22 protein-coding genes and 2 tRNA genes are annotated in these 23,517 nt (G+C 47.5%); 17 read left to right on the plus strand and 7 right to left on the minus strand.

The window, feature by feature from the left end:
* Positions 1-81: 81 nt before the first annotated feature.
* From IY568_RS18105 to folX, 5 genes are all read left to right on the plus strand, one after another.
* Entirely contained in the window at positions 82-699 is a 618-nt protein-coding gene (locus tag IY568_RS18105) for a YceH family protein (protein WP_125564169.1), read from the plus strand.
* A gap of 114 nt (positions 700-813) precedes the next feature.
* Positions 814-1,650, plus strand: coding sequence for an ammonia-dependent NAD(+) synthetase (nadE, locus tag IY568_RS18110; RefSeq protein ID WP_125564171.1), 837 nt, complete (start codon positions 814-816; stop codon positions 1,648-1,650).
* A 121-nt stretch (positions 1,651-1,771) separates the two neighbouring features.
* Positions 1,772-2,479: a dihydromonapterin reductase gene (gene folM, locus IY568_RS18115; protein WP_194868323.1), complete on the plus strand. Its 708-nt coding sequence runs from the start codon at positions 1,772-1,774 to the stop codon at positions 2,477-2,479.
* Positions 2,480-2,514: 35 nt separating this feature from the next.
* Positions 2,515-3,069, plus strand: coding sequence for a GTP cyclohydrolase I FolE (folE, locus tag IY568_RS18120; protein ID WP_058796844.1), 555 nt, complete (start codon positions 2,515-2,517; stop codon positions 3,067-3,069).
* A 9-nt stretch (positions 3,070-3,078) separates the two neighbouring features.
* Positions 3,079-3,444, plus strand: a complete 366-nt coding sequence (gene folX, locus IY568_RS18125) for a dihydroneopterin triphosphate 2'-epimerase (protein WP_125564175.1) — start codon at positions 3,079-3,081, stop codon at positions 3,442-3,444.
* An 18-nt stretch (positions 3,445-3,462) separates the two neighbouring features.
* Here the strand turns inward: folX and IY568_RS18130 are convergent, their stop codons facing one another.
* Positions 3,463-3,888 (minus strand): YqaA family protein, encoded by a 426-nt coding sequence (locus tag IY568_RS18130; RefSeq protein WP_125564177.1) that lies wholly within the window; start codon positions 3,886-3,888, stop codon positions 3,463-3,465.
* 136 nt (positions 3,889-4,024) lie between these two features.
* Between IY568_RS18130 and IY568_RS18135 the strand changes: the two genes are divergently transcribed.
* Positions 4,025-4,528, plus strand: coding sequence for a TlpA family protein disulfide reductase (locus IY568_RS18135; RefSeq protein WP_194868324.1), 504 nt, complete (start codon positions 4,025-4,027; stop codon positions 4,526-4,528).
* Positions 4,528-4,992, plus strand: a complete 465-nt coding sequence (locus tag IY568_RS18140) for a DUF2721 domain-containing protein (RefSeq protein WP_125564180.1) — start codon at positions 4,528-4,530, stop codon at positions 4,990-4,992. The genes IY568_RS18135 and IY568_RS18140 overlap by 1 nt, the downstream gene beginning before the upstream one ends.
* 435 nt (positions 4,993-5,427) lie before the next feature.
* Here IY568_RS18140 and IY568_RS18145 read toward each other — a convergent pair whose 3' ends face one another.
* On the minus strand, positions 5,428-9,531 hold the full coding sequence (locus IY568_RS18145; RefSeq protein ID WP_194868325.1) for a S8 family serine peptidase: 4,104 nt from the start codon (positions 9,529-9,531) through the stop codon (positions 5,428-5,430).
* Positions 9,532-9,896: 365 nt separating this feature from the next.
* Between IY568_RS18145 and IY568_RS18150 the strand changes: the two genes are divergently transcribed.
* Complete coding sequence (locus IY568_RS18150; RefSeq protein ID WP_049864369.1) at positions 9,897-10,346, plus strand: c-type cytochrome; 450 nt, start codon at positions 9,897-9,899, stop codon at positions 10,344-10,346.
* 104 nt (positions 10,347-10,450) lie between these two features.
* Here the strand turns inward: IY568_RS18150 and IY568_RS18155 are convergent, their stop codons facing one another.
* Positions 10,451-10,633, minus strand: a complete 183-nt coding sequence (locus tag IY568_RS18155; RefSeq protein ID WP_125564184.1) for a PA3496 family putative envelope integrity protein — start codon at positions 10,631-10,633, stop codon at positions 10,451-10,453.
* Positions 10,634-10,946: 313 nt separating this feature from the next.
* On the opposite strand from IY568_RS18155, the gene IY568_RS18160 reads away from it, so the two are divergent.
* Entirely contained in the window at positions 10,947-11,729 is a 783-nt protein-coding gene (locus IY568_RS18160) for a DUF2884 family protein (RefSeq protein ID WP_194868352.1), read from the plus strand.
* A 48-nt stretch (positions 11,730-11,777) separates the two neighbouring features.
* Here the strand turns inward: IY568_RS18160 and IY568_RS18165 are convergent, their stop codons facing one another.
* Positions 11,778-13,226 (minus strand): PLP-dependent aminotransferase family protein, encoded by a 1,449-nt coding sequence (locus IY568_RS18165; RefSeq protein ID WP_171045096.1) that lies wholly within the window; start codon positions 13,224-13,226, stop codon positions 11,778-11,780.
* Positions 13,227-13,322: 96 nt separating this feature from the next.
* Here IY568_RS18165 and IY568_RS18170 point away from each other — a divergent pair, with 96 nt between their 5' ends.
* Positions 13,323-14,243 carry a DMT family transporter gene (locus tag IY568_RS18170; protein WP_138538819.1) on the plus strand — a complete coding sequence of 307 codons (921 nt, stop codon included), beginning with the start codon at positions 13,323-13,325 and terminating at the stop codon, positions 14,241-14,243.
* Here the strand turns inward: IY568_RS18170 and IY568_RS18175 are convergent.
* A complete protein-coding gene (locus IY568_RS18175) occupies positions 14,209-15,072 on the minus strand; it encodes a diacylglycerol/lipid kinase family protein (RefSeq protein ID WP_228553438.1) in 864 nt (287 codons plus the stop codon). The two genes, IY568_RS18170 and IY568_RS18175, sit on opposite strands and share 35 nt — an antisense overlap.
* A 296-nt stretch (positions 15,073-15,368) precedes the next feature.
* On the opposite strand from IY568_RS18175, the gene IY568_RS18180 reads away from it, so the two are divergent.
* The 7 genes from IY568_RS18180 (at position 15,369) to IY568_RS18210 (ending at position 21,665) form a co-directional block, all read left to right on the plus strand.
* Positions 15,369-15,518 (plus strand): hypothetical protein, encoded by a 150-nt coding sequence (locus tag IY568_RS18180; RefSeq protein ID WP_155946211.1) that lies wholly within the window; start codon positions 15,369-15,371, stop codon positions 15,516-15,518.
* 199 nt (positions 15,519-15,717) lie between these two features.
* A tRNA-Ser gene (locus IY568_RS18185) sits at positions 15,718-15,808 on the plus strand.
* Positions 15,809-15,826: 18 nt separating this feature from the next.
* A tRNA-Ser gene (locus IY568_RS18190) sits at positions 15,827-15,919 on the plus strand.
* A gap of 475 nt (positions 15,920-16,394) precedes the next feature.
* A complete protein-coding gene (gene speD, locus IY568_RS18195; RefSeq protein ID WP_125564193.1) occupies positions 16,395-16,832 on the plus strand; it encodes an adenosylmethionine decarboxylase in 438 nt (145 codons plus the stop codon).
* A gap of 19 nt (positions 16,833-16,851) precedes the next feature.
* Positions 16,852-17,814 carry a polyamine aminopropyltransferase gene (gene speE / locus IY568_RS18200; RefSeq protein WP_138538822.1) on the plus strand — a complete coding sequence of 321 codons (963 nt, stop codon included), beginning with the start codon at positions 16,852-16,854 and terminating at the stop codon, positions 17,812-17,814.
* Positions 17,815-17,964: 150 nt separating this feature from the next.
* Positions 17,965-19,758, plus strand: a complete 1,794-nt coding sequence (locus tag IY568_RS18205) for an ABC transporter ATP-binding protein (RefSeq protein ID WP_194868327.1) — start codon at positions 17,965-17,967, stop codon at positions 19,756-19,758.
* A gap of 434 nt (positions 19,759-20,192) precedes the next feature.
* Positions 20,193-21,665, plus strand: coding sequence for an FAD-binding protein (locus tag IY568_RS18210; protein ID WP_194868328.1), 1,473 nt, complete (start codon positions 20,193-20,195; stop codon positions 21,663-21,665).
* 480 nt (positions 21,666-22,145) lie between these two features.
* Here the strand turns inward: IY568_RS18210 and IY568_RS18215 are convergent, their stop codons facing one another.
* Together IY568_RS18215 and IY568_RS18220 are read right to left on the minus strand one after the other, a co-directional pair.
* Complete coding sequence (locus IY568_RS18215; protein ID WP_138538825.1) at positions 22,146-22,478, minus strand: hypothetical protein; 333 nt, start codon at positions 22,476-22,478, stop codon at positions 22,146-22,148.
* Between the two features lie 168 nt (positions 22,479-22,646).
* Positions 22,647-23,297 carry a hypothetical protein gene (locus tag IY568_RS18220; protein ID WP_194868329.1) on the minus strand — a complete coding sequence of 217 codons (651 nt, stop codon included), beginning with the start codon at positions 23,295-23,297 and terminating at the stop codon, positions 22,647-22,649.
* Positions 23,298-23,517: the final 220 nt, after the last annotated feature.

Consider the following 23,517-nt stretch of genomic DNA (forward strand, 5'->3'; position numbering starts at 1 on the left):
GTGCAAATCGCATAGAGTAAAGTCATGAAAATCAACCTGATCTGCTGCAAAGTATCATAGCACTTCATATAGGGAATAGAGATGAACTTATCCAAGATTGAACAACGGATCATCGGCTGTCTGCTGGAAAAGCAAACCACCACCCCCGATCAGTACCCTTTATCACTTAACGCGCTGACTAATGCCTGTAACCAAAAATCTAATCGCGAGCCGGTCATGGCCTTGTCTGAGTCAGACGTTCTGGACACTCTGACACAACTCGAACAAAAACGTATTGTCGTTTGTGATGAGGGTTTATCCGGTCGAGTAAGTAAGTACAAACATCGCTTTTGTAATAGCGAATTTGGTAGTCTGAAACTCACAGAGCAACAACGCGCCATTGTCTGTCTGCTGCTATTACGCGGACCACAGACGCCTGGCGAACTACGTACCCGCAGCGGCCGATTAGCCGAATTTAGCACGGTTGTTGAAGTTGAGACCGCACTGAATGAGCTCATACAGCAAGAACTCGCCACTCGCCTGGCCAGAGAGCCTGGCAAACGCGAGGCACGCTACCAACACTTATTCGGCGATACAGAAGACCTGGAACAGGCTGAGAGCAGCGCGACTGAACCCGCTGTAAACCTGGATGAGCTGTTACAGGAAATCGATCAGCTTAAGCAGGAACTTCAGACTATCAAGCAACATCTTGGTCTGTAACCACGCAATCAGGGTAAGAAACAGATCTAATTGGTAACAATTTCAAGTAAACTTAGGGCAATCAATCATATTTAGGCCAGCCAGATAACATAACGTTGGCCAGAGGGAAATCCCATGCGTGAAGCTATCATTGCTGAAATGAAAGTTCAGCCAACCATTGATGTCGCGGCGGAAGTCGCCCGACGTGTTCAGTTTATCAAACAAACGCTGATCTCAGCCCATTGTCACAGCCTGGTACTGGGGATCAGTGGTGGTGTTGACTCTTCTACCTGTGGCCGTTTGTGCCAACTGGCCATTGATGAACTGAATGCCGAGCAAGGCCGACAGGGTTATCAGTTTATTGCCATGCGCTTACCATATGGTACCCAGGCTGACGAAGATGAAGCCCAACAGGCCCTATCTTTCATTCAACCCACAAAGCGCTTAACAGTCAATATTAAAGCTGCAGCTGACGCCATGCATGAGCAAGCGATTCAAGCAATGCAAGCCACTGAAACCGAGCTGCCGAGCGCAGCCCTGGTCGACTTTGTGAAAGGCAATGTGAAAGCCAGACAACGCATGGTTGCCCAGTATGAAATCGCCGGCCTGACACGCGGCCTGGTAGTCGGTACTGACCATAGTGCTGAGAATATCACCGGTTTCTATACTAAGTTTGGAGATGGTGCCTGTGATTTAGCGCCACTGTTTGGCCTGTCTAAACGCCAGGTAAGGGCATTGGCTGATCATCTGGGTGCACCTCAGTCATTGGTCCATAAAACCCCCACTGCAGATTTGGAGTGCGACCGCCCGGGCCTCGCGGACGAAGAAGCCCTGGGTCTGAGCTATGATGACATTGATGACTTCCTGGAAGGCAAGCCCATTAGCCTGGATGTCGAGCAACTGCTGATTGATATTTATCAAAAGACCCAGCACAAGCGTCAGCCCATCCCCACTATTTACGACGATGAGTAATACCCCGACATAGTCTCAGTGATCTGGCCTGCGATACACCACGTACAAGGCCAGACGCACTACGGGTACAGTCGCGGGGTCACCCGCCACCCGTTAACTCTGCAAAAAAGGACACATGCCAATGACAGCGCCCATTTTAATCACCGGAGCCGCACAGCGTATTGGTCTGGCAATGGTTCAGCACTTTATCGCTGAAGACATTCCAGTGATCATGACCTATCGCACACAACGCCCGATCATAGATACCCTGACAGAACAAGGCGTGATCTGTATCCAGGTAGATTTCAATCAGAAAGACGCAATCGCGTCGCTGATTGCCCAAGTTAAGCAACATACCGATACATTGCGCGCGGTGATACATAATGCCTCAAGCTGGGATTGTGAAGCACTGAACCTGGATCACAATGCCTTATTCGATGCCATGATGCATATTCATGCCAAAGTGCCGTATCTGCTCAATATGGGTCTGGCACCTTTGTTGCAAAACTACCCAGGTACGGCCGACATTATTCATATCACCGATTATGTGGTTGAAAAAGGCAGCCCGAAACATATCGCCTATGCCGCGAGCAAAGCTGCGCTGGATAACCTCAGCCGCTCTTTTGCCGCCAAGTATGCGCCGCATATCAAAGTGAATTCCGTCGCCCCGTCTCTGATCATTTTTAATGACGATGACAGCGACGAGTACAAAGAGAAAACTCTGAAAAAATCCATTATGGGTATTGAACCTGGCTGTCGCGAAGTGATCGACGCCGTAGAGTTGCTGCGTAAAAGTAATTACATCACCGGCCGCACTTTGGCCGTGGACGGAGGCCGCCACCTGAAATAGCAGGCCTGAGCGAATTAACTACAGTGAGTTTTATTATGCATGACGAATTAAAAAGCAGTTTCCAACAGATCATCACCGCCGTAGGCGAAGACAAAGACCGTGAAGGGCTGCTTGATACCCCCAAACGTGCTGCCAAGGCCATGGAATACCTGACTCAGGGCTACCGTCAGGAGCTCAGTGATGTGACCAACAACGCCGTATTCAGCTCTGATGCCGATGACATGGTCCTGATCCAGGATATCGAGCTTTATTCTATGTGTGAACATCACCTGTTGCCATTCGTTGGCCGCGCCCACATCGCTTACATTCCTAATGGCAAGGTGTTAGGCTTATCTAAGTTTGCACGCATCGTGGACATGTATGCGCGTCGCTTTCAGATCCAGGAGCAACTTACGCATCAAATCGCTAAAGCCGTGGAGGAAGTGACCGGTGCCCGTGGTGTTGGTGTGGTTATTGAGGCGAAACACATGTGTATGATGATGCGTGGCGTTGAAAAACAAAACTCGCAGATGCGTACCTCAGTGATGCTGGGTAACTTCCGTGAAGATGCCAAAACACGTAATGAATTCTTACAACTACTAAAACGCTAAGGACCGCTTATGCACACGGCGATCATCAATATTACCAACCTAAGGTTACGCACCTTCATCGGGTTCAATCAGGAAGAAAGAGAGAAAAAGCAAGATGTTGTGATCAACATCGAGATCCACTATCCGGCCGATGCGGAGTGTTTGTTTCACGATGAAGTTGGCCATGCACTGAACTACAAAACCATTACCAAAGCGGTGATCGCTAAAGTAGAGGAAGGCCACTTTCTGTTGTTGGAAAAACTGGTCGCAGACATTCTGACAGAGTGCCACCAACACCCTGATGTGAGCTATGCGAAAGTGAAGGTCGATAAGCCTCATGCGCTGCGCTTTGCGGATTCCGTGTCACTGACGCTCGAATGGCGTAAACCCGTCTGATCATACTCTGGCAGCCACTTACATAAAACCGGCTGCCAGCCCTATTACCACTGCGTAACGCAACCCCTTACCTGCCGCGACTAACAGTAGAAAGAGACTGAACCGGGTTCTAAAGACGCCCGCAACCAGAGTCAGAGGGTCTCCGACTACGGGCACCCAGGCAAACAACAAACTGTATACCCCATATTTTTCGAATTGATGTTGCGCTTTGCTCATTGCCGGTTTGGAAACAGGAAACCAGCGCTTGTCTTCTACCCGGCTGACAATGGTACCGAGGTAATAATTAATCACACTACCGAGCACATTGCCGGTGGTTGCGCTGAGCCATAGTAAAAACAGCTCTCCCTGCTGCTTTACCACCAATCCGGACAGCAACAACTCAGAAGAAGCTGGCAGCAGGGTGGCGGAGATCAGGGCCGAAAAAAACAAAGAGATATACAACATAGCAATTACACTCGGTGCTGGTCTGCCAGGATGCCATGACAGCCTGTCTCATCGCAGCAGTTCAGACACCACTGAAACTTGCGCTCACCTTAAAAATACGCATTAATGAGGGTATTGTACCGCAAGGACCATAATAATGATAAAACCTCTCACTATCGTCGCTCTCGTAACCGCGCTAGGCAGTCAACTGAGTGCCTGTAATGCCACCTCATTGCCAGACGCTCACCCCAAGGGATATGAAACTTATATCAATCCCGGCGACACTTTCAGGCACACTCAGCTAATCAATATAGACGGTGAGCCCGTCCAGTTAGCTCAGGGAAACAAGCTGATTATCCTGTTTGCCAGCTGGTGCTCGGACTCTCAGCGTACGCTGAACGAATTAAAAGCATCTGAACTATTAGCCGATCCGCAATTACAAATCATTGCCATAGGCCGCGAAGAAGATGTCGAGACCTTAAAGGCCTTCCGCACCTCTTTTGGTATCGACTTTAACATAGTGGCCGACCCCGACAGAGCCATTTACAGTCAATATGCCAATAAGGGGATCCCACGTTTGATTATGCTAAATAAACAAAATCAGGTTGTAAAAACACTGATTGGCGAACAGGCGGGTATTATTGAACAGGTACGTTGGTAATGAATACGGATGTAGTAAGCATACTGACGATGGCGAAGGTGATCCAAACGGCCGTTGCACCTGTTTTTTTAATTACAGGAATTGCAGCCACATTGGGTGTCTTGTCAAATCGGCTGGCACGGATCACCGACAGAGCCAGATTACTGGATCGAAAGTTAAACAACAGTCCGGACGAAGAGCTGAAAGGTCACCTCACCCGCGAGATGCGCGCATTACTCAAACGCTCACGCTATATTCACATTGCTTTTAGCATGAGTGTACTCTCTGCACTGCTGGTGTGCGCCGTCGTCATGGTGTTGTTTATTTCCCACCTTTATTCGTTGTCGCTGGGCGTGACCCTGTCGAGCTGCTTTATAGCCGCTATGCTATTACTGATCTGCGCCTTTTTAGCCTTACTCGCCGAAGTATTTCTGGCCACCCGGAGTATGCGCCGGGGTATGATCTTTAAAGATATCGGGGAATAACCCGGCACAGAGTACCCTCAGCCACTCCAGGCACGTGTCCGTAAACGCATAAGTCAGGCTATAAACAGCCTGACGCCATTCCTTTAAACCCTGACCGTCTTTTATACCAAGTTCAAACAATATCTGTTCTATTTCAAGGAGCACCTATCACGCTAACGGCGTTAAAAGTTTCTCATTTAAAACCTTTACCTAAGGTATCAATTCGCAAATTTTTGCCTCGCCTATGTGGACTTAAGTGCCTCAACGATAGCAGTATTATCGACCCTATTGTCTCGCCTCAAGATAGAACACTTAATTAAGCAAATGGGTATTACTCACAACCGACAAAGCCAATATCAGGGTGCCCAAAACACCAATAGTATAAAAGTAACCCTATAAAAAAACCGCCTCGGGTTACCCCGAGACGGTTTCTTCAACTAATGATGTATTAGCTGCTTATTTACGCTTACGGCGACGTAGTGCTGCAAACGGAGCTGCAAGTAACGTCAACCAAGCCAGTGAACCTGAGTCGTCGTCATCATTATCATCACCACCTGTCAGGTCGTTCACACGAACTTCAACCATCACAGGTTCAGACGATTTACCCATTTCATCTACAGCTACAACGTTGAACTTGATTACACGCTCGTACTCAAAGTCAATGTCGCCAGCCACAGTGATGATACCGTCTTCGTCAATAGACACCAGATTAGTACCTGTCACTACGAACTGAGTCACGTCACCATCAATATCAGAGTATGCTAGTCGGCCAATCTCAGTACCGATTGCAGCATTCTCGTTCACTGAGAAACGTTGGTTCATTTCAACAACTGGCGTACCTTCATACTCGTCTTCAAGGATGTAGAAAACAACCGCTACAGGCTCGGACATGTTACCCGCTTTATCGTGCGCAGTAACTTTAATCGTGATCATGTCGCTTGCATCGTAGTCGATAGGACCAACAACTGTAATGTAACCTTCCTCATCGATTGCAAATGAAGAGCTGCCTTCAACGCTGAAAGATACCAGGTCATCGTCCTGATCCATCACCATCAGCATGCCAACTTCAGTGCCTTCTTCTGCATTTTCCATCACTTCAAAGGTCTGGTCAGGAGCAATAACTGGTGTCTGCTCTTCAACCGTATCTGCTTCGTTGGTAATCATCACTGTGATGTAACCTTGCTCAGACACGTTACCTTGTACGTCAATCGCTACAACAACCAGCTCAACCTGATGTACGCCAGCATCGTAATCTAGCAGGTCACCGTTGGTTACAACAATGTCACCTTCTTTAGTTACTGTGATGCCTTCATTAGACTGGAAGCGGACATAGAATTCAGAAACATCAACTGTGCCTTCTTGCTCTACAAGCTCTACCTGACCTAACACCGTACCTGTTTCTGTGTGCTCAGGCGTCTCATGCATCATGCTTACAATCGCAGGAGGCGTCGCAGCATCTGGACCAGCCAGTACTTCTTCAGTTACCGCAGCCAGAATTTCAGTACCGCTTGCTTCTGCAATTGCAAATGGTGCTGCTGTATTCACATACGCTTTTTCACCCGGCGCTAGCGATCTTACAGCGTTGCCGTCTGCATCTACTAACGTTGCAGCTGAAGTACCGAAGATTGCGTTACCAGTCAGTGAGTCAGTTACTGTGCTGATACCAAGCTGGTAGTTATCCCAACCAACCTGCGCTTCGATGCTCATTTCGTTGCCCAGCTCATTAGAAGTCAGACCAATAAGGTCGGTACAACCAGCGAAGGTAACCGTGCTTGAGCCTGTCTCATGGTACATCGGCGTCAAGAATTGCCATGATGGAGCACCATCTACAATTGGACCTGATACGGTACGACCACGACCAGGTACCGCAGCGCTACGACCTACATCGTTGTAAATCGATAGTGCATAGTCAAAAGTGCCGTCATTGTTGGTATCAAGATTCATCTGATAACCAGCTTGACGCAGATGTGTCACATCATCACGCAACTTCATTGATGCCGTGAAGAATAGACCTGTATCTGTACACCCTTCTGAGGCAAACACATTGAACGTTGTACCCAGGATGTTGAAGGCTTTTTCTTCTTCGCTCGCTTCTTCACCAACAGCAACTAGCTGATCTGCCAGTGGGTTAACTGTTCTGTAACCGTTGTTCATTGCAACCAGCATCGGCTCGCCATTAACCATTTCATGGTGTAGATCGAGGCCTACATGCGCTTTAGGCAACATGTGGTAAACCATGTGTAGATCGTGGTCACCTTCAGTTTCAACGTCGTTAAATACCAGCGCACCGTCCATTTCTGACAAGGTCAACGCAGCAGTACGAGGGCCAAGGTCATCAGCTGATAGCGGGTTAGTCATGCCCCACTCAGGTAGCTGAGCAGGATCAACTGTCACAGATACGTCAAACGCAATCGTTTGACCCGCAGGAACAGTCACTTCCTCTGGGTATTCCCAGCTTAGCGCACCTGCATCTTCGTCATTGTCATAACGCGCTTCGATGCGAAGGTTATAAGTCTTATGCTTATCAGAGAAGTTCTTCAGCTCAACTGTTTTGGTGTAAGTTGTAACTTCTTCAAGCACGTCAAAGCCAAATGACAATGCGCCTTGATTTGTTTCATATTCAGAAATCCAGCTCCACGCAGCAACCGGCGAAGCCATCGCTTTTTCAACATCTACCAGACCGGCACCGATACGGCTGATTGGTGCTAATGGTGACTCAGGATCAACATTCAGTGAATCAACATGGATATCCAGGTTGGCAGTGTTCATCAGCATGGCTTTGATTTCAAAAGCATCCAGCTCAGGACGACCTTCTTTCATCAGGGCTACGGCACCCGCCACAATTGGGCTCGCCATAGATGTACCAGACATTCTGTGCAGCTGGTCACCGGTAGATGGCGCTGCCGCCAAAATGCTTGAACCAGGTGCCGCAATTTCAGGCTTCAACAAACCGTCCATTGAAGGACCACGTGAAGAGAAGTCAGATACGCCGCCCTGAGACGTTTTAGCAACGGCAGAGACACTGTAAGTGGCTTTGCCGCCATCTTTCATTTGCTCTTTGAGTTTTGCACCCGCTGCAAAATTCAGACCTGCTGACGGGATAGTCACGGCATCATCGCTTCCACCCATAGGGGCCGGTGTACCGTCATCATTGTTGTTTGCGATGAGTACAAATACTGCGCCACGCTCTTGCGCATTCAGTACTTTCTCAGTGAAAGCACAGGCACCACGGTCAATCAGTACTGCTTTACCAGTAAAGTCCATATCGGCGAATGGATTGGTTCCTTTCGCATCTGGGTCAGCACCATCTTCAGGTGGGATAGTACACCCATTTTGATTTACTTCTGGGTAAACCAACTCCGCGGTGTCTTGAGTAATTTCAAAATCAACGATAGGACCAAAGCTTGCTGGTTGAACGACCGTAGCTTCGCCAGCAACCGTTGACCCTTTATCGAACAAACTCTCTAAAGTTGGGTGAGTCAAAGACGCAACAGATATTGCATTTGGCGTTGTACTTGGACCACCAACACGGAATGGAATGTCGTCATCGTTACCGGCCGCGATGATCATGTTAGTACCCAGCTCTACCGCACGCTGGATCAGGTATTGCGTACCGTCGCCTGTGTAGGTATTACCAAACTCGCCACCCAGTGACATGTTCATCAGGTCTACACGGTCACTGATGTCGCCGTCACCATTTGGATCCATTGCCGCTTCAAGTGCACTGATCTGTGCAGCCCAGGTACAGCCGCCGCCACATACAGAATACACATATAGTTCAACGTCAGGTGAAATGCCCGTTACATCGTGTGATACGTGCGTACCATGGTCAGTCAGTTCGGTCGCACCTTCACGGAATCTTGGATCATCTTCAATCGGGTCAGCGTCGTTACGAACGAAGTCATAACCACCTTTTACCTGGCCTTGTGGCCAAGCAACTGTTGTCGGATCAGCCGCTTCAGCTTCATACGCTTCAACGGTACCAGCCGCTTCATTGAACACTTTGTGCGTGTAATCGATACCAGTATCTAGTACAGCAACTTTAACGCCTTCACCAGTTACGCCCAGGTTTTGTTTTACTGAGTCAGCACCAATGTAGCCTGAACTTTCTTCAACAAACAGTCGAGAATCTCTCAGTGGTAAAATGCGCTCAACGGCAGCATTGTTGCGTAGCTTATCTAGTGTGCTGTCTGATGCTTCAACAATCAGAGTAGAAGCAAGTACTTTAGTTGCGCCAAGTACCTTAGCACCTGAGTCAAGCTGTTGAATTTGCTGTCTTAGGTTAGACTGAGCAGCCTGTACGCTAGCAAATGTATGCTTTGCTGCTGCTTCGCTGTATACGCCTTTAGCAACCAGATCTACAGCCGTGTTTTGCTTCATAACGACTAGGTATGCGTTGGTGCGCGCTTCAGCGGTGTTGCCTTGTTCGAATGCAACCTGGCTGACTTTAAGTGATGTGCTTGGTTGAACCTGAACGGTTGCAGCCGTTGCAGATGCTGCCATCAATGCACCTGAGACAGCAGATGCTACCGCGGTGGCTTTAAATGAATACTTGGCCATAGTTTCCCCTAGGACTTGTTGTGTAAAAGATGTTTCTTTTAGTTTTAGAGAGTAGATTCGCCCATCAATATAGTGTGACTCGCCTGTTAATTACAATATTAAACAAACAAAGAAGTTACAAACTTTTCATTCAAATCACAACTTGCCACACAACTCACTGTTTATAAAGGACTTTAAAACTGTAAACGAACGTAAACCAACCCGCAATAATGTTGTCATATTGAGGCTGTTGTAAAGCAAGATGAACAAAATACACACAATTTGATTATCAAAGGTAGTTCATAATTCCGAACTCGTCTAAGAGACTTGCAATATCTTTTGTAAAGGCATAGAAAAGAGGCAGTTTTTTTAATTAAGGGGTCGAAATGAGAACTACACTATTATTAACAAGTTTATTAACCGGACTGTCTTTAAATGTACAGGCAAGCTCACTATTCGAAAAACCAGAAGACGCTATCGAATACCGTAAAGCGGCATTTCAACTGATCCGTTATCAGATTGGTGATATGGGTGACATGCTCAAAGGTAAAGTCCCGTTTGATGCTGAACGTTTTAAGCAACGTGCTAACAACGCTGCGCATTTATCAGCGATGCCATGGGAAGCCTTCCCGGCAGGTTCAGACAAGGGGGCAACAGACGCACTACCGGCCATCTGGTCTGACAGAGCAACGTTTGATAAAAAAGCACAAGCTTTTGCAGACTACGCACAAAAGCTGGCTGTTGCAGCAGAGTCAGGCGACAAAAAAGTCATTGGCGCGGCATTTAAGAATTGGGCGAAAGGCTGTAAAGATTGCCACAACTCATTTAAAGACTAAGCAGTAAATAGCAATAAGGCAGCCTCTGCTGCCTTATGATTTTACCTTGTATCACGGCGCACATATCATGTGCACCTAGCTCCTAACCAAGTAGCCACTCAGGTTCAGTCATCTAAAAAGTCTAAATCGTCCTCGCCAAGATTACGCTTCAGGCGTTTTTGCTCCAGATAATCATCCAGGCGACGTTTCACCTGTTTCTTTTGCTGTGCCTGTAGTTCTTTATCCAACGACCCAAAGTCGTCTTCATAATCATCATCTAACGGATCATAGGAAAATGTTTTACCCACGATGAGCTCCAAACTTAATTATGCAAAATAGTCCAGCAGTTCACACTATGATGACGCTGCATAAGTTAGTATTTAGCGCTAAAAGCAGGCGCTGAAAAGCAAGTCTTTTTTATCCATACGATAAAAATTTTTTATTGCCAACTTCCCCACGCAACACTCTGGTTAAAACCACCACTTTTTGGTCATATTACCGACAAAGTGATACCGCACCTCAGAGATAAAAATGACAAAACCCATTATCTATCAACAACATAATAAAGTGGCATTGTTCTTGTTATTTCATACTGGTCATCAACACATCAAGGAACACATTATGAAAACCATGCTGCTTGCTTCAACTCTGGTTTTGTCCACTCAGGTCGCTGCCCATTCAGATAGCCACTTTTCTGTCAGCACAGATGAATGTGCCGTCGATTTTAAAAACGACGTACACATTACGCCCGATCAGGTGTACATCAAAAACGGCTCAGGTCAGCCTTTGATGATAGATGCTCAGGGCTTTCTTTATATCGCGGATCAACCCGTGTCACTGAGCCAGGATGAACGCGTGGCCATGCAAGCATATGCGGATACCCTCAGAGGCGAACTGCCCAAAGTCGCTAGTATTGCATTGCAAGGCGTGGAACTGGCCGGCGTTGCCATTGAGGAAGTCGCCAGTGCCTTTAATCTGCATGGCTTCGAGTCGCTGTCAGGCCTGATGGATGAGCTGCACACTGAAATCGAAGGCGCGTTTTATCAGCAAGGTACTTTCGTGATGGGTGAACAAACCTTTAATGAATTTGGTGAACACTTTGAGCATCAGTTTGAAGAAAAAATAGAGCAAGCCGTTGAAGGTGCCATGATGGAATCCATAGGCAGCCTGCTGGTTGCTATCGGATCTGAAATGGTCAGCTCAGGTGGCGATATGGCGCGGTTCGAGCAACGGATGGAAAATCTGGGTACCGAGATTGAACATAAAATCGCATATCAGGCAGACGTGCTGGAACAGCAGGCTGATGCCTTGTGTGGCAACTTCAAATCCATCGCAGAGCAGGAGTCACAGCTCAGTGCAATGATCCCCCAGATGAAAGGGTATCAGTTATTCGCTTATCGCTAAGCCCCGGTTATCCCTGTGCAGTCAGCCACACTTATCTAAGCTAACTACTTATTTCATGTGTGGCTGCTTTTTTGCCTGAGCTACCAACTCACCCAGGGTGCGAACATAACCTTCCATGTTATCGCACCAGGGTAAACCGTAGCTGATCCGCACACAACTTCGGTACCGCTCATAGGCACTGAATATCGCACCGGGTGCGACACTGATCCCCGCCTGCAGGGCCAGCTGAAAAAACAGCCCACCGTCATATTCTTCCCCCAGGTCCAGCCATAACACACATCCCCCTTTGGGATCACTGACACGAACATGGTCAGGAAAATACTTCTGAACCGCCAGGCGCATCTTTTGCTTATTATCAAACAGGCGCTTACGAAGTTGTCGCAAATGACGCTGAAACTCACCACTGGCCATAAAGTCTGCCAGTGCCCATTGATTCATCATAGGTGCAGAGCAGCTCAGTGCCCGCTTAAAGCGCTTTGCCCGGGCGCTGTGTGGCCCTGCCAGCATCCAGCCAACACGATAGCCTGGCGCCACCGTTTTAGAAAACGACGAGCAGGTCAGTACCTCACCCGGTTGAGCAAAGCACTGTGCAGGCCTGACTCTTTGCTCACCAAAATACAGGTCTCCATATACATCATCTTCGATCAGCACCACATCGTGCGCGCGGAGCAGCTGCAACAACTGCTGCATGCGAGATTCAGGCATCTGACTGCCCAGTGGATTATTGATACTGGTTGAGAACAGACAGGCCTTGATCGGATGCCGCGCCAGAGCGGCACTGAGATCATCGAGCCAAATGCCATCATCCGGACAAACGGGAATTTCGATCGCTTTCAGACCGAGGTTTTCGACCAGCTCAACAATCCCAAAGTAACAAGGTGACTCAATGGCCACTATGTCTCCGGGTTGAGTGACACACTGTAGCGCAATGGCTATCGCTTCCTGGGCACCATTGGTGATGATCAGCTCATCACTATTCACCGTCAGTCCCAATGCCAGATAATATTGCACCACCTGTGCTTTAAGCATCTTCAGGCCATCAATGGCTCCATAGTCCAGCATACGCGCCTGAGCCTGTCGCATTGCCTGGCGCATACTTCTGGCCAGCGCCTGTTGCGGGCTTGACGCTGCAACCGGGTTTGCCAGCCCCAGCGGGGCAACATCCGACAAATGGATCCCTTCATACACGTGTTCAATCAGCTGCTGCTTGTTTACCATCACAGGCTTAGCCGGTAATTTGCTGCGCTGTGGTGTCGCCGCCTGTTGACCATCTTGCAAAAAATACCCCGACTTCTCACGCGCCACAATCTGACCCGACATTTCAAGGTGCTGGTAAGCCTGCTGAACGGTGGGAATACTGACCCGCAACCGGCTTGCCATGGCCCTTAGCGACGGTAATTTATCGCCCGGGTTGAGCAACCCCTGTTCGGCCATGTCACGTATTACGGTAATCACTTGCTGATATAAGTAACCAGGCTTTAAAGTCGTATGATTCATCTGTACAGGTATAAAAACACATTTTTTGTATCTAGCATATACAGAATATATCGCTAAACTGGCCACGCTGACTAGTCCTTCTTGTGAGTTAAAAGAATGAATAACGTTTTTCTGTATACGATTACCGTCCTGATCTGGGGCTCCACCTGGCTGGCGATCGAATTCCAGCTGGGTACGGTAGACGAAGTGGTCTCTTTGTTTTACCGCTTCGCAATCTCTGCTGCTTGCATGTGGTGTTATGTGCTGATCAAACGCCCGCCGATGCGATACTCACTCACGGATCATGGCTTCTTTATGCTGCTGGCACTGGGTAACTTTGGCTTAAATTACCTCTTCCTGTACTGGGCGCAAGGCAGCCTGACCTCCGCAATGGCTTCCATTGCCTTTTCACTATTACTGGTCGCTAATATCGTCAATACCCGATTGTTTTTTGCCAAGCCCATTGCGGGCCGCATCTACCTTGGTGCAGCACTGGGGCTCGGTGGCATCGTCAGCTTATTTTGGCAAGACTTGGTCAATGCCGATCTCAACAGCGACGCTTTCATCGGGTTGCTGCTGGCACTGGCTGGTATGTTTATCGCCTCGCTCGGTAACATGGTCAGTGTGCGTAATTCCAATCGCCAGATTGGGGTGTTGCAGGGGAATGCCTGGGGTATGCTGTATAGCGCGCTATTTTTAGGCGGCTATGTGGCGTTCAGCCCATTACAGTTTAGTATTGAGGCCGATGCGCAATATTGGGGCTCATTATTGTACCTGTCGGTGTTTGGCACAGTGATCGCGTTTGCCTGTTACTTCCACTTGCTAAAAAACATTGGTCCGGAAAAAGCCAGCTACCTGATTGTGCTATTTCCGCTGGTCGCAGTGACACTCAGTACCTGGTTTGAAGGGTTTGTCTGGCAACTCAACACCTTTATCGGATTCTCTTTGGTCCTGATTGGTAACGCCATCGTACTCACACCGTACCAGCGTATTCGCGCCTGGCTCAGCCCGACGACGCCGTCCCGGGCAAACTCCTGAGTTGTATGGCCCCAGGCAGGCTGCGGATCGTCACCGGCGTTGTTGCCACCAGGTCGCCGTCTGCCTCCACGGCCAGCCCCGGCGTCACAATATCCAGTTGGGTGCGCTTTTCCCGGTGCACCCAGGGTAAGCGCTGATGACATCCCACCAGCATCGCCGCAAACACAATCAGCCGCTGCCACCAGGTTTTGGCAGAAAACCACACACACTCCAACTGACCATCCTGCAACTGTGCTAAAGGTGCAGGTTGCAGCCCGGCAGCAAAAAAACGGCCATTGGCCAAAAGTAACATCATGCCCTGTGTTAAGCCCCTGCCCTGAGCCGTTTTGAGCTCAATGGTTGGCGCACAAAACAACTGTTTAAGGCCGCCCCAGACATAGCTCAGTGCCCCGCCATGCTTTTGTCCTCGCAGGCTTTGCACAACGTCGGCATTAAATCCCACTCCGGCAATATTTACAAAACAGCGCTCGCCTATTGCGCCCAGGTCTAATGCGATACTGTGCGATGAAAAGACCGTCTCACGCCATTGCTTTTCTGTGTAACCAAACTGACGGCAAAAATCATTGCCCGTGCCTGCTGGCAGACATGCCAGCTGAGCCGACTTTCCACACATCGCATTGACAACCAGGTTGATGGTCCCATCGCCCCCGACCACCACCACCGATGACTCAGTCTGGAGCAGCAAACGGATCGCCTCATTGTCCCGGCCATAAAATCCGGTTGTCTCATACCAGCTGAGGGTGATCTGGCGTTGCTCAGCCTGCGCGCGTAACCAACGTACATGGCGTTGCAATTTCCGCCCACTTCCCGGTTTATATACAACTAACAAACAACCCCCAAAATAACAAAATCAACTTATCTGAATAATTACCCACAACAACATCAACAAAAACAGAAATAAAACAACAAGACACTGTTTTAATGATAAAAAATACAAAACCAGCTATTCGAGCAAGTGAATAAAAAACCAATTTAAAGATTATCAAATGAATAGAAAACACATTTTACATTAGTTTTTCTAATCTCTCACCAGCAATTTTTATCGTTTTATTTTTAGCCACAATGCACGCAAAATAACCATGTCGATACAGACAAACATTACATTAAAATTTTGAGGAGTCAGACATGCTTAATTCAGCTGCAGCGTGCAGCAACACGCAAACCACCCTAAACACAGTCGAAGCGCCAGTTATCAAGCGTCGCTTTAAACTAACGGCTTGGTTAAATAACATGGGTAAACAACTGATGTTAAGTCAGGTGGTTATGTATAAGTAAGTCTGTCTCGAGCATGATCTCCCCAACCGATCATGCTCACTTCCCATCTCTGTACACCTATTTCAATATCATAAAACACACCGAATCGGCCACAAATCGGCCAAAGTCGTAAAAAACTGCACATATCCGCACAAAATTTAAGCAAACAATTCAAAAACTATTTACAGCGCTAAATTCGCTAAGTATTATCTTTGCCCATGGAGAGATGGCTGAGTGGTTGAAAGCACCGGTCTTGAAAACCGGCATACGTTAATAGCGTATCTAGGGTTCAAATCCCTATCTCTCCGCCATTTTTAAGTTTTTGCGCCGGAGAGGTGGCCGAGTGGCTGAAGGCGCTCCCCTGCTAAGGGAGTATAGGGTTTGTAGCCCTATCGAGGGTTCGAATCCCTCCTTCTCCGCCATTGCTTTTAAGAGAACCGTCCCATTGTGGACGGTTTTTTTATGCCCGAAAACGAATCCCTCACTCTTGTGCACACGCCATTAATAATGAAAAAACGCCTTTATTGGCGGTTTTTTTATGCCTGAAATAAAACGCTTCACGAATGAGAAGGTGGGTGAGAACCCTCGACCAGGGTTCGACAATTTTGTCTGGAACAAAATTGTCAGACTTATATTTAAACACCAAGTCAAAACAACGCGCCATTTTTCAGTGCTTGTCGCTTGTTTTTTGAAGTCTCAACCTGCTGAGCGCACTGTGTTTTTAATAAGAACTGTAATAACCACCTGCCGCATACTAACCCGTCTGCTTCAGCATGCATGCCTGACTCCACACTCGTTGCACATTTCAATGATGGAATGTCTGCATTCACAACATGCTTGTTTCACTGGCCAAAGCCTGGCCACTCAAGCGGCAATCACACAGCACTGAGGAAACATATGACTATCCCCTCACCAGAGTCACAGTCGGTTTACCCTTTGGGTCAGCACATTATTGTCGACCTGTTTGATGCTTCTAACCTGATAGGTGAAGCGCACATAGAAAAGATGATGATTGAGTGTGCGAACGCTGCAAACGCCACCATTTTGAAAACCCATTTACACCCATTTGAAACCAACGGCGGTGTGTCGGGCATGATCATTCTGGCCGAAAGCCATATTTCTATTCACACCTGGCCGGAGTACAACTTTGCTGCCATGGACATTTTTATGTGTGGTGAAGCGCAGCCTGAACTGTGTCTGCCAGTGATAGAGGCGTGTTTTCAGCCGGGCCGAATGGTCATTAATACCCTCACCCGGGGTGGCTCTGTGAGTCGCACCGGAGCATTTCAGCCCCTGTTAGATAACCAGTTACACGCAACCCTTAAAACCGCATAACAACGGAGTATTCACGCACATGACTAAGATTAATTGGCATTACGAGCAAATGACAAGTGGTGTTCACATTGCACTTCGTTCAGAGAAAGATTTGGTCGACGTAGAAACCGAGTTCCAGGATGTCAGCATCTTCGAAACCCGTCACCTGGGTAAAGTAATGCGCATAGACGACGGTATTCAGGTCACCACCAAGGGTGAGCACATTTATCATGAAATGATGGCGCATGTCCCAATCCTGTTTCACGGCAACATTAAAAACGTGCTAATTGTGGGTGGCGGAGACGGCGGCAGTGCTCGTGAAGTCTTAAAGCATAAGAGCGTCGAAAACGTTGTGATGGTAGACATTGATGAACAAATCATTCAGTTAAGCCGCGAGTTTTTACCCGAGATCAACAACGGCGCATTTGATGACCCCAGATTTGTATTGCGCATTGGGGATGGTGCAGAGATCATCTCTCAGTACAGTGATTGCTTTGATCTCATCATCCTGGATGCAGCAGATCCGGATGGCGGCGCATCAGAAACTCTGTTCACCCAATCTTTCTTTGGCAATTGCCTAACCGCACTTAAGGCGGACGGGATTTTGGTCGCACAAGGTGGCACACCGTACTTTGAACCCTACATGATGCAGTCTATGGTGTCGCGTTTGACCCAGGCGTTTAACAACCCTGCGGGCATTTATATGGGTGGCTGCTACGACTATTTTGGCGGCTCTCATGCATTTATCTGGGCAACACGCAATGGCACCATAGACACGCTATCACTTGAAGAGCTGGAATCACGCTTTACCCAGGCCGACATTCACACTAAATACTATTCACCTGAGGCCCACTTTGGTGCTTTCTTCCTGTCAAAAGACATGCGAAATTACGTTAATCAGGCTGTGAAATGTGAAAATGTAGATGAGCTGTCGATGCCAGAAGCCGGTGACTGGGATGACTACACCCCGGCAACGTCGAATCAGAGTGACGATGACGAGTAAGCCTTTCTCCTGCATGACATAAAGGTAAATTACCATCACACTCAGAGCCACTGTCACGACACCCTGTCATCGTGCCAGTGGCTTATTTGTGCCAGGTTCCGGCAACACAGCCAGAGCAAAACCCGATCCGCCCAGGTGCCACACAACACAATGAAGTCATTATTTAAGCTATTTGAAAAATTAGGTCACAAAGACACCTTTGACAGCCAGTTAACACCAGCAAAGCACAACCTGCCGTTTATTCGCCAGTGCGCCAAAGAGTTCTCTGGCTGGATAGCCATCGCCTTTGTTATTTCTTTGTTTGGCGGCCTGTTACAGATTGTGACGTTCGACTTTTTAGGCGACTTAGTCGACTGGCTGGATAGCGCAAGCGGCAGCGTACAGCTCAATGACAAAGGGCACACGCTGGCCCTCGTCGCGGTAGCCATCGCCGTGGTGATCCCCACCATCACCCTGATTAAAAACCTGGTGTTTCATCAGTTACTCGGACCAAACCTGCAAAAAAATACCATCATAAAACTGTATCGCACTCTGATTGCCTCACCCGCCAGTTACCACGAAGAAGATGACCCTGGCTCAACCGCCATTGTCATCGTGGATACCTCCGAGGCGATCATCGATGTGGTATTGCAGTTTTGTGGTTTTGCCGGGTTTTTACTGGCGTTTCTGGGGGCGCTGCTGTTTTACGTGGGCAACATTGACGGCTGGCTGGTACTGCCTTTCCTTGTCTGGACCGGTCTGTTTTTGGCGATGTTGCTGGGGCAATGGATCCCCAAAGCCAAAACCACCAACCGGCTCGAAGCAGAAAGTTGCGCGCAGATCACCGGAAAGTTCACCGAGCGTTTTGCACGTATCCGCACTGTAAAAATGCTCTCGAACGCCGACTATGAACAACAGTTTGCCGAGAAATGGGCCACTCGACACCGCAGAGTGGTGGCGAAGGAATTCCGTGTGTTCTCTAACTTTGCCTCTGTGGTTGGGCTCCTAAATGGCCTGTTAGTGGTCGGTACGGGTGCATTATGTTTGCAACTGTGGATGCAAGGCAGTATCTCAATTGGTGAGTTTTCCATGGTGCTTGCCCTGGTTTACCGGGTGATATCGCTGTCGGAATGGTGCCAGGACGAGTTTGATGCCTTCTTTGTCTCCTGGGGTCAGGTTACGGTGGGCAGAGAGGTCGTCAACGAATTTCTGGAAGATGTAGAACCCATAGAAGACGAAGGCAATTTTAATGTCCCGAACGGCAAAATCACCTTTAAACAGGTTGAGTTTGGCTATGAAAACAAAGCGCCGTTGTTCACCGATCTGTCTTTAAAAATCAAAGCCGGTGAAAAAGTCGGGATCATCGGCCCTTCCGGTGCGGGTAAATCGTCGCTCCTTAATATGCTTGCCGGCATTGACGAAATTGAAGAAGGCGCGATTTATATTGATGGTAAAAACATCGAAGACTACTCAACAGACAAAGTATGTAGTGAGATTAGCTTTTTGAACCAGGATATTGGCCTGTTTAATCAGAGCATTTATGAGAATGTGGCGTTTGGTTTGAATAACGTCAGCCGGGAAGCTGTAAAACAGGCACTGGCACAGGCCAATGCCCTGACATTTGTAGAAAACTACACTGACGCCCGGGGTCGCACAGGCTTATCGGCCTTTATTGGTGAAAATGGCGGGCAACTGTCTGGTGGCCAGCGACAGCGTCTGGCACTGGCCAGAGCAATACTCAGAAATAAAAAGATCCTCTTACTGGACGAAGCAACCAGCGCCCTGGACCCGGTGCTTAAAGCTGAGTTTATCACGTCTCTTAAAACACTAATGAAGGGTAAAACCGTGATTTCGGTTGCGCACTCTTATGACGTGCTCGCTATGATGGATCGCATTATTGAAATTAAAGACGGTAAAGTCACACAAGATGGCAGGCCAGAAGAAGTACTAGAGCCTGTGGTCTGATAAAGCTGTAACACCTATTCTACCTGCCTGGCGCCCTGATGCAATGCACAGGGCGTTAGCACAGACCGCTCCAGTCTCTCCCCATCCTTGCGCTATCAGCCCACCTTTTAGTTAAAAACTTGTAAACTTTATGTTTATATTGATATAGTGATATTGCGGCTGACGCGTTAAATAAACCCAGTCCGCTGCACATGGTCAGGTGAGTGCCGCTAATGCAGGACTTGCCTGATTTCAGACAGTTAATGGTACGGAACATATCCAATACACATATTTACCAAGCGCTGAGGCTCTGTGTCAGGAGTAAACACATGTAAGCAGCTGTCACTATACCAGGGTAGCAACCACTGAATGCGGGCCAGCATTAAGCGCGAGTTTCTCACTGCCAAATCGGATTTTAAGCATACCGTTTTGCGTCAGTAATATAAGGAGGATGTATGATTAAAGAGTCATCTCGCAGAGACTTTATTAAGAAAATAGGGGTAGGTAGCCTGGTTGTTGGGTTTAACTTGCAAAGTCAAAGCTGGGCAAATGAAACTGATTTACTCACCTTACCACCCGAGGTGTTTGCCAGTAACTTTCCGGTGTTCGAAGGGGAACTGATCACAGATGAAACCAGCCTCAGCGAAGCCGCCGACGATTTTGGCCACATTCATCACTATGTGTCTCGGGCGATTTTAAAACCAGCCAGCTATCAGGACATCATTGAGATGGTCCAATTTGCCAACCAGCATGATTTAACAGTAGCGGTAAAAGGGCAAGGCTATTCTACCAATGGAGAAACGCAAACCCAGGGCGGTGTTGTCATTGACATGGTGACATTATCGGATGTCTACGACGTTAATAATCAACAAATTACTGCCCAGGCTGGCGCTCGCTGGATTGATTTACTCAGCAAAACCGTACCGCTCAATTTGGGGTTACCGATAGTCACGGACTTTGTTGATTTGAGTGTTGGCGGAACCTTGGCCGTGGGCGGCCTGGGTGCGCAGTCTTTCAAACATGGCTGTATGGCCGATAATATCTGCCACCTCAAAGTCATTACCGGTGACGGGCGCTTACTCACCTGTTCGCCATACCAAAACAGCATGCTATTCCATTCAATGAAAGGTGGGCTGGGTCAGCTCGGTATCATTGTAGAGGCTGGCTTTGAGCTGGAGCCAGCCCCCAGCCAGGTCAGAGCCTACCAACTGGTTTATGATGATTTAGCGCATTACTTAAATGACAATCAACGCTTGCTGGACGAAGGGATTTTTGATGGTGTTCAGGGTGGCGCAGAGCCCGATCCAGCCGGTGGCTGGCGCTATGTCATGCAACTCGCTAAGTACTTTGAGCCGGATACCCCTCCCGTGGATGCCGAGCTACTCGATGGCTTAAACTTTGTGTATGGAGAAGAGGTGATCCAGGACCTCCCTTACTTTACGTTCCTGAACCGTTTGGCACCTGTGGTTGAACAGCTAAAAGCGGCCGGACTTTGGACATTGCCCCACCCCTGGTGCCCACTGCTGATCCCCGCATCAAAAGCCCAGGCATTTATCGAAGATACCCTGGCCAATACACCGCCTAATGACGTCGCAGGCCCGGTATTGATGTCGATGCAGCAAAGAGATGCGTTTGGCAGCTTGTTTTTCAGCGTCCCCGAAGAAGACAAGTTTGTTTACTTCTCCTTGATGCGCACCGCCATTCCACCCACACCCGAGCGGGTTGAACAACTCACCCAGGCCAACAGAAGCATTTATGAAGGCGCACGGGCGCTAGGCGGCTTCCAGTATCCGGTGGGTGCTATCCCCATGAGCTCAAAAGACTGGAAAAAGCATTACCACAGAAAGTGGTTTTTACTGAAAATACTGAAAAACTGGTTCGACCCGAATAACCTGTTAGGCCCGATGAGAGGGATTTTTAAGCGGTAGGTTAAGTTAGAACTAGCTGGGCGTTGTCTGACGCCCGGTTGTTTTTCCTGATGCTCATCTTTAAGGTTGTTGCAGCTGCCTTAGAGGTGGATGTTTGATACAAACTACTATTTAAACACAAGGGCTGCTATGCCTTGAACCTAATAGAATTAGGCTCAGTGCGCTTCAATTCAAAGTATTCCGAGTTACTAGTTATAACAATGAATATGAAAAATGCAGCGAAGAGTGAAACAATACCTTTTAACAGGAAGCCTCCTGTTAGCTCTTTCTTCCCCCAAAACCCGGTGAAAAAAAGCAACATACATTTTGCACCATACAAAAAAAATCCAACTGCAACAATTAAGAGAACAACTCCCAGAGGGTTCCCCATATTACCTCCTAGTAAACCGTTTATTTTCACAAACGCCCGTAAATTCACAGGCCAAATTGTGGGCAGTTTTAAGATCCATTTGGGCCGGGTGCTCCCAAAACTAACCTAAGTTACCTTAGATGCTCAATAAACTCTACGCCCTTTTCTTCCAAGCCTAATTTTACCTCTCCAGTTTTTGTATTTATGAAGAAATAACCCAATTCATCTTCATTTCTATCATTATGATCTGGATAGTCAGAAAAAATCCTTTTTCCAATAATAAAGTCACCCTTTATTTCTGTATAAACGACATCAGACCTTATCACTATGCTAGCCCCTTTTGTAATATAAGTATTACTCGAGTTAGTAGATGATAGATAATAATCATTCAGTAATTCTTGGGGAGCAGGATCTCCACACCCCAATAAGGTAAAAAAGACAAGTGAGCAAAGCGTTTTCTTCATTTATTTTTAACCTCTCGACTAAGGCAATGCCGTATTTTATGCCACACTCCAGCCGGACCAACAAGTCGATAGAGTTTTCAGGGACACCTACCCCTATTTTCTAGATTGAAGTACACCACTTTAGGGTAGATGGTCATGTAACTTTAATTTCTTATCTTTGTAACTCTTTTACTGCCAGTCAAAAAGTCTATTTTTTACAGCGACCTCTAAGGTTTTTTTCTTATATATCTCAATGAGCTCATCGGCCTTAGGCCAGTTCTCATTGGTCAATGCATTATAAAATTCACATATTTTTTCATGTGCAACATGCCTCTCATTTGAACTGCTGTATGCTGCTGAGATATATTTTTTAGCATTTTCTCTTTCGCCAATTGCATAACATAGAGTGGAAAAATTCGCTGCGTTAATTGGACTAGATAAATTTGACTCAAACTTATTCTCTAGCAAAAAGGCAAGCTCTCTTAAAGTAGATGTTTTATCCACGACTTCTCTATTTAAAAAAATAGTTTCCACAATTACATCTCTAATTTCTTCTTCGCTATATTTATCTTTGCTAATCAGAGATAGATCCCCTCTTTCAGGTCGTCCAGAATAAGGAATAAAGCCAAAGAACCCCATCAATTTATCACTATGCAACTGTATCATAGGGAAAAACCAGTACAATACGCTTACGCCTCGTGGGCTTTTATAAAGTTGAAACCCTTTCAACAAGTCCTCATTGGATTTTTCAAAGCCTAGAATAGGGCCTTTTTTTTCGTTCGCTATATATGCAACACCATTAACGCTTTTCTTTATGTAATTTAAAAAAGATTTCTTCACGTTTACTCCTCAGAGAGAGCTTTCAGGGACACCCAACCAGAAATCCGCACTGAATGTCAACGATATTGGGTGGATGTCCATTAAACCTACGGTGCGATATTGAGCACATTTCACTCCGTGTGTCACTAGAAACGGTCTAAGCTATCACAAAACCCACCGTAAAGTGACCTAGCTGAGTTAAACCGGCAGGGTCACTTTTGACTTTAATCTCTGTTGCTAA

Source organism: Pseudoalteromonas sp. PPB1, from assembly GCF_015356275.1.
Taxonomy (GTDB): Bacteria; Pseudomonadota; Gammaproteobacteria; order Enterobacterales; family Alteromonadaceae; genus Pseudoalteromonas; species Pseudoalteromonas rubra_D.